This window comes from uncultured Sphingomonas sp., from assembly GCF_937871615.1.
In the GTDB taxonomy this organism is placed as follows: Bacteria; Pseudomonadota; Alphaproteobacteria; order Sphingomonadales; family Sphingomonadaceae; genus Sphingomonas.
On sequence record NZ_CALMPA010000067.1, the window covers coordinates 1 to 5,446 of the forward strand.

Genomic DNA, 5,446 nt, shown 5'->3' on the forward strand with positions numbered 1-5,446 from the left:
GAGGTAGGTAACATCGCAAGTGTCCTTGTCGCGGGCGGCGCGGGCGAGGGTGCTGTAGAACGATACCTCCGCCATCTTCACTGCGGCGAGCAAAGCCCAGGCGGGGGTCGACTGGATGCACGCACAGCAGCCGGCGCTGCAACTCAGCGCTGCGGCGTAATTGGGATTGCGGCGGGTGCGTCCGGCATCCGCCGTAGGCTGCCGGCGAGCCGGTCCTCGGCCGTCCTCGCGCGATGAAGCAGCGTCAGGTTCTCGCTCGCCAAAAGACGCTTCTCTTCCGCATGACGGCGCGCGGCTGCCCTCAGGTCCGCCAGATCGGATTCAAGCTCGGCGATGCGCGCTGCCAGATCGGTCGCCGGTGTTGGGCCACCCGCCGCCGCCTCGATCTCGTCGAGGATGTCGCGATGGGTCGTGTAGAGCGGATTGCGGCTACGCCCAGCCTCGCGCGCGACCGAAGCCGGGCTGATCCGCACGACGCGCCCAGCATGATCGGCATGCCGCCCTTCGCCGCGCACAAGTCTGGCGAGTGCAGCCCGGTAGCTCCTTGCGACCGCGTCAGATCGGCGCAACGCATCAGTTCCCCTCATATTGCCCTCCGATCTTTGCCAGCACGCCGTCGCACTGTTCGATCGCCTCGGTCAGCACCGCCGCTGTCATCGCTCCGGCTCGGGGAAGCAGGGCAGCATTGCGCGCACGCCGATCTCGCCAGTAGCCGGCATGCTGCTCCTCAACGACCATATTCGCGCACGACAGGCACACCGCTGGCGCCCTCCCGGCTTCGCTCGGCCCGGCCTCACCGCCGCAGCGCGCCGTTTCCTGCTGGAACACGCACCAGCCATAATCGCAGGCATGCACCCGGAGATCGGTCTCCGCGAGGATAAATGCGATATAGTCGCGCCGGACCTGCTCACCGGCACGGCCGCGGAACCGGACATTGCCGGCAACGATACGCTCCCCCATCCGGCCACCAAGGCGCTTGCTGGTCAGCATTTGATCGAGCGCTGCGGCGGTTTCGGCGCGGCTCTCATGGTCGATAAGGCCGTGCAGATCGAAGTCGTTCCCCACATAGCTTCGGGCCGTCATCGCGACCGACGCATGCTTGAAGTGCTCGGCCAGCCCGAGAAGCTGTGATCGATCCCGCCGTGCCACGAACCGAGCGAAGGTCTTGCGGAACTGGTGCGTGCTGAACGACCAAGGCTTTCCTTCATGTTCGGGCACGCCGACGTGCCGCGCGAAGTCGTTGATCCGCCAACCGATGTGCATGTGGGTCACCGGCACGATCTCGCCATATTGCGTGTTCTTGACCAGGAAGATTTCATCGCGTCCCGACGCGGCACGCAGCGGGGCGCTCAGCTGTTCGAGCAGATCGACGGCCCGCACCACCGGCGCGGGGGCAACCCAGCGTTCCTCCCGCCCCTCGGGATGGTCTACCGTCTTGAACAACCGCGCCACCACATAGGCCTGATCCACGCCGGTCTCGCCGATCGGGCGGTATTCGATCGCCCCGACCTTCATCGACAGGATCTCGCTCACCCGCATCCCGACGAAGCCCGCGATGACGATGTAGCAGGCTTCGACGAGGTGGCATGCGGCGTGACGGACGGCGTAAGCGCCATCCAACTTGTCCCCCAGCGGTCCCGTCAGATGCGCTTGCCGCAGCGCCCTGCGCACATAGTAGGAGGCTTGGCGGGAGATGCCGGTAGCGAGGCCGATGGCCCTGGCTCGTAAGCGGATCGTTTCAGCCTCGATGATCGTCTCGCCATGCTCCTCCACCCAGCGCAACGCTTCGCCAAGGATCGCGACGGCGACCTCATCCGGGATGAACGGGATTGTCCCTTTGGTCGCGCGCGTGACGCCCGCCGCCTCGAAGGTCGTGTCCAACGGCAGCGGATCGACGCGCGGAGCATCGCTCAGCTTGGTTCTTTGCCGATAGAGATCCTTTATGGCGAGCAGGTAGTTGCTCACCGTGCTTGGGCTGACCCGCGCCTTTCCATTGCGGGCGGGACGACCGCGCAACCAAACGCACAGGCGATCGACAGCGCTCGGGTCGATGTCGGAGAAGCGGCGCAGCCCCTCGATCGCCATCCACCCGATCAGCGTGCGCAGAATCAGGCCTTTCATATGAAGCGACGCGAGCGATGATCGCTTTCGTCCCGCTGGCGGATCGACGCGCATCGACCAGAGGAAGTGCTTCGCGGCATGGATCAGGGCCGCGCGCTCCCCGATGCCGATCCTCGCATCCTTTGGCATCGCAACGACCCAGCGCAGCCGGTTCTGATCGGCGCGGCGACCCGACGTCCTGATGTCGAGGCGCCATTCGTCGTCGCCGAATCGGCTCCAGGGCGAGACGGCCATATCTTCCCAGGCCGGCGCCCCCGCCCTCGTTTGTGGCCGCACGCTCATTCGATCGGCGGCAGCACGGGCAGCGCACGGTCGACCGCTGCATCATGCAGCGTGTCCGGGAAGCGCGGCAGAATATCGCGTTCGAGGATCTCCAGTTTGGGGGCATAGAGCAGCCGCCAACGACCCGGCACCATCCCGTTTCGCGCGTCGATCAGCGCCGATCGCGTCGCGTTAAGCCGAACCAGCATCTCCACATCGAGCGGGATGACCGCGTTCTGGCAGGTGAAGCACCCCAGCCAGGCCGTGCAGAGTTGGCCCGCACGCTGGCCTTCCGCCGCCCCACCCATCGGATCGGCGCAGATGAAGCCCGAGGCCGACGCACGGCGAACGTCGACGTCAGGCTGTTCGGGTATTTCCGCATCCGGCTCCCCCCGCACGATCTCGACGAACCGGGCCTGCAAGGCGCCAACGGCGATGGCTTGGGCTTGTCGGACGAGCGGCCGATCCACATAACGCTGCGTGGTGTCCGGCGTCGCATGGTTCGCCAGCGCCTGGGTTTTCAGGATATCATGGCCCAGCCTCTCATGCGCCAGCGTCAGCCCAGATGCCCGAAGCGCGGCGATGCTCAGTTGCAAGGGCCTGCCCAGATCGTCTCGCAGATCGTGACGCTTCACGAAGCGCCGGACATGCGCCGATACCAGATAGTTCGGTATCACGCCGACGATCCGCGAGCTGTTCATATTGTCGATCAGGAACAGGCGGTCCCGGTCCTCGGGCCGCGCATGCGGGATGAGCGCAGCCGTCATTGCCAGCACTTGCTCGATCAACGTCGGGACCGAGAAGCTCTTATCCTTGAGGAAGCTGCGCCGTTGTTCGCGGCTCGAGCGCCCTTTGCTCCAGGTGACGAGCACGCGGCCGTCAAGCAGGAGGTGCTCGCTCATGCAGTCGCGACGAAGCAAGCGCAGCGCTTCGGCATTGGCGTAGGTCTGCGCGCCGATCGCGATCATGTAGGGCACGATCGTTTCCGGCATCATGTAGAGATGAGCCGCCACCTTCAGATTGGCGCCATGGCGCAGCATCGCGAAGTGAAGGCGCCACAGTTTCGCTCCCGGCTTCGACATCACCCGCGTCGGTGGCACGATCCCGCCGAACCGATCGCAGATTATCGCAAGCAGAACCCCGATATCGTCCAGATCAAGCCGCGCCAGATCGTCCTCAGCCGCGATCGCGGCACGGTCGAGGCGCGCAAGCGCCGCGCACCCAGCCTGGAACACCGCCCAGCTGGCAGTGATATCGGCGCGGGCTGCGGCTAGCACGCGCTCCATCTCGTTTCGGCTCAGCACCGCTCGAGGCGGTGTCTCGGCATTCTTGCGTGGGAAGGCGTTGAACGGGATATCAAGGTCGGAGTGGGTCAGCTCGGGCCGGTTTCGCTGCAACCATGCGATCAACTGCTTGATGCACGACCATGCCCCATGTCTCGTCGCCTTCACCCAGGGTTTGGTATCGAGCGATGCGATGAACGCGCGCAGCACCGCTGTATCGACGTCACGCATCGACGTGATTGCATCATCATGTTCCTTGATGAACGAGAACCACAGGGGAAGCCGACGATAGGTGCTGATGCGAGTTGACGCTGCTTTGTCGCCAAGATGATGTCGGAACGCCAGCGCCAGCTCGGCCGCCATCGGCACTTTTCCGAACATTGTAAAATCGAACGAACGCTTGAGCGTGCCGTCTGCTTGTACGAAGTTGACGACGAGCGTACCGGGCTCGCTGATCAGCGGGATCGGCGATGGTGCGACCCGATAATTCTTCCGGCGGCGTGCCACTACAGCAGTGCCGCATAGAGATCATCGACTGAGGATTCGATGATCGAGAGGTCGGTTGCGACGACGCGGAGGTAGATCGCTGTGGTCGCAAGATCGGCGTGCCCCATCAACACCTGCAGCGCGAGCAGCGGATTGAGGTCCGGATGGGTTTGTGCCTCGCGCTGCAGGAACCTCAGCATCGCTACCGCGAACGTGTGGCGCAGCGCATGGAACGTCGCCGGTACGCCTGCGCCGTCTGCCGCCGCTTTGAACATCGCGCCAACCCGCCGGGGCGTCATCGGCTGCCCCCTTACGGTCAGGAACAGCGCGTCAGGGTCAGTGGGCCCAGCGCGAGCTTGCATTTTTCTAACCGTGACGGCGCGCTCCTCCCGCACATAAGCCCACGTCCGATCCAGAAGCGTGGGCGGCGGATAGATGACGCGGGCTTTTCCGCCCTTTGTTGCGTCGATTCGCACCGGCATCATCGGTTCGGCGCAGGCCTTCGGAAGAAGGCGGAGTTTCAACCCGGCGATCTCCATGCGCCTTATCCCGGTCGTGACCGCCCATTCGACAACGAGCCGGTCCCTGACCGGCATTTCCGCTATGATCCGCCGGATCGCCGACGGCGCCAGCGGACGCGGCAGCATCGTCACATGGCGCACGGTCAGCTCGTTGACGCGCTCGCGGCCGCCACTCGCATCGATATGAGCGAAGAAGCCTGGCGGGCGGCTTCGCGACAGTGCGACGTCGCTTGCCGTAAACGGCGTTCGATCAATCAGGCCGGTCCCGGCACACCAGTGGTAGAACCGGGCGATGGTGCGCAACCGGCCATTGATCGTACTGCGCGCCAGCGGCTTTTCGTCGTCATCAGGTGGATGCAACATATTGTCCCGGTATGCTGCGATCTCACCAGAGCCGACACTGTCCCAGCGCCAGTCATTCGCCTCAATCGTCTGCCACCAGTCATAGAGCGCTTCGCCGTAGGTGCGCCAGGTCTCGGGGCTGCGCGTCCGCCCACGCACCAGCGCGACATGCATCAGCCAGGCACAGGCCGGCTCGATCAGTCGCATTTTCGCGTCGAGCAGCATCGGCACGCCCAGAACCGATGAGCCATCGGGCCTGAACGTTTCTGCCGAGAACAACAACTCCGCCATACCTCTCCTCGATCGCTGCCGAATGGGGTGGGCCCTCGGGCCCACCCCATTCGGCGAAGAAGGAGAGTGGGGCCTGTGCAGGGTGTCCTTCTGGATAGCCCTGAAAGGACAGAAAGGACATCCTGTGGGCAGGACCTAACA

4 protein-coding genes are annotated in these 5,446 nt (G+C 64.6%); all 4 read right to left on the reverse strand.

Annotated elements, in window-relative coordinates:
- Window positions 1-143: 143 nt before the first annotated feature.
- The 4 genes from Q0316_RS17955 to Q0316_RS17970 are packed head-to-tail and all read right to left on the reverse strand — an operon-like array spanning window position 144 to window position 5,305.
- Window positions 144-515: a hypothetical protein gene (locus Q0316_RS17955; RefSeq protein ID WP_298674892.1), complete on the reverse strand. Its 372-nt coding sequence runs from the start codon at window positions 513-515 to the stop codon at window positions 144-146.
- 58 nt (window positions 516-573) lie between these two features.
- Window positions 574-2,355 (reverse strand): hypothetical protein, encoded by a 1,782-nt coding sequence (locus Q0316_RS17960; protein WP_240456262.1) that lies wholly within the window; start codon window positions 2,353-2,355, stop codon window positions 574-576.
- Between the two features lie 44 nt (window positions 2,356-2,399).
- Window positions 2,400-4,172 carry a site-specific integrase gene (locus Q0316_RS17965; protein WP_184107145.1) on the reverse strand — a complete coding sequence of 591 codons (1,773 nt, stop codon included), beginning with the start codon at window positions 4,170-4,172 and terminating at the stop codon, window positions 2,400-2,402.
- Complete coding sequence (locus Q0316_RS17970) at window positions 4,172-5,305, reverse strand: tyrosine-type recombinase/integrase (protein WP_184107147.1); 1,134 nt, start codon at window positions 5,303-5,305, stop codon at window positions 4,172-4,174. Before Q0316_RS17970 ends, Q0316_RS17965 begins: the two co-directional genes overlap by 1 nt.
- Between the last annotated feature and the right edge of the window lie 141 nt (window positions 5,306-5,446).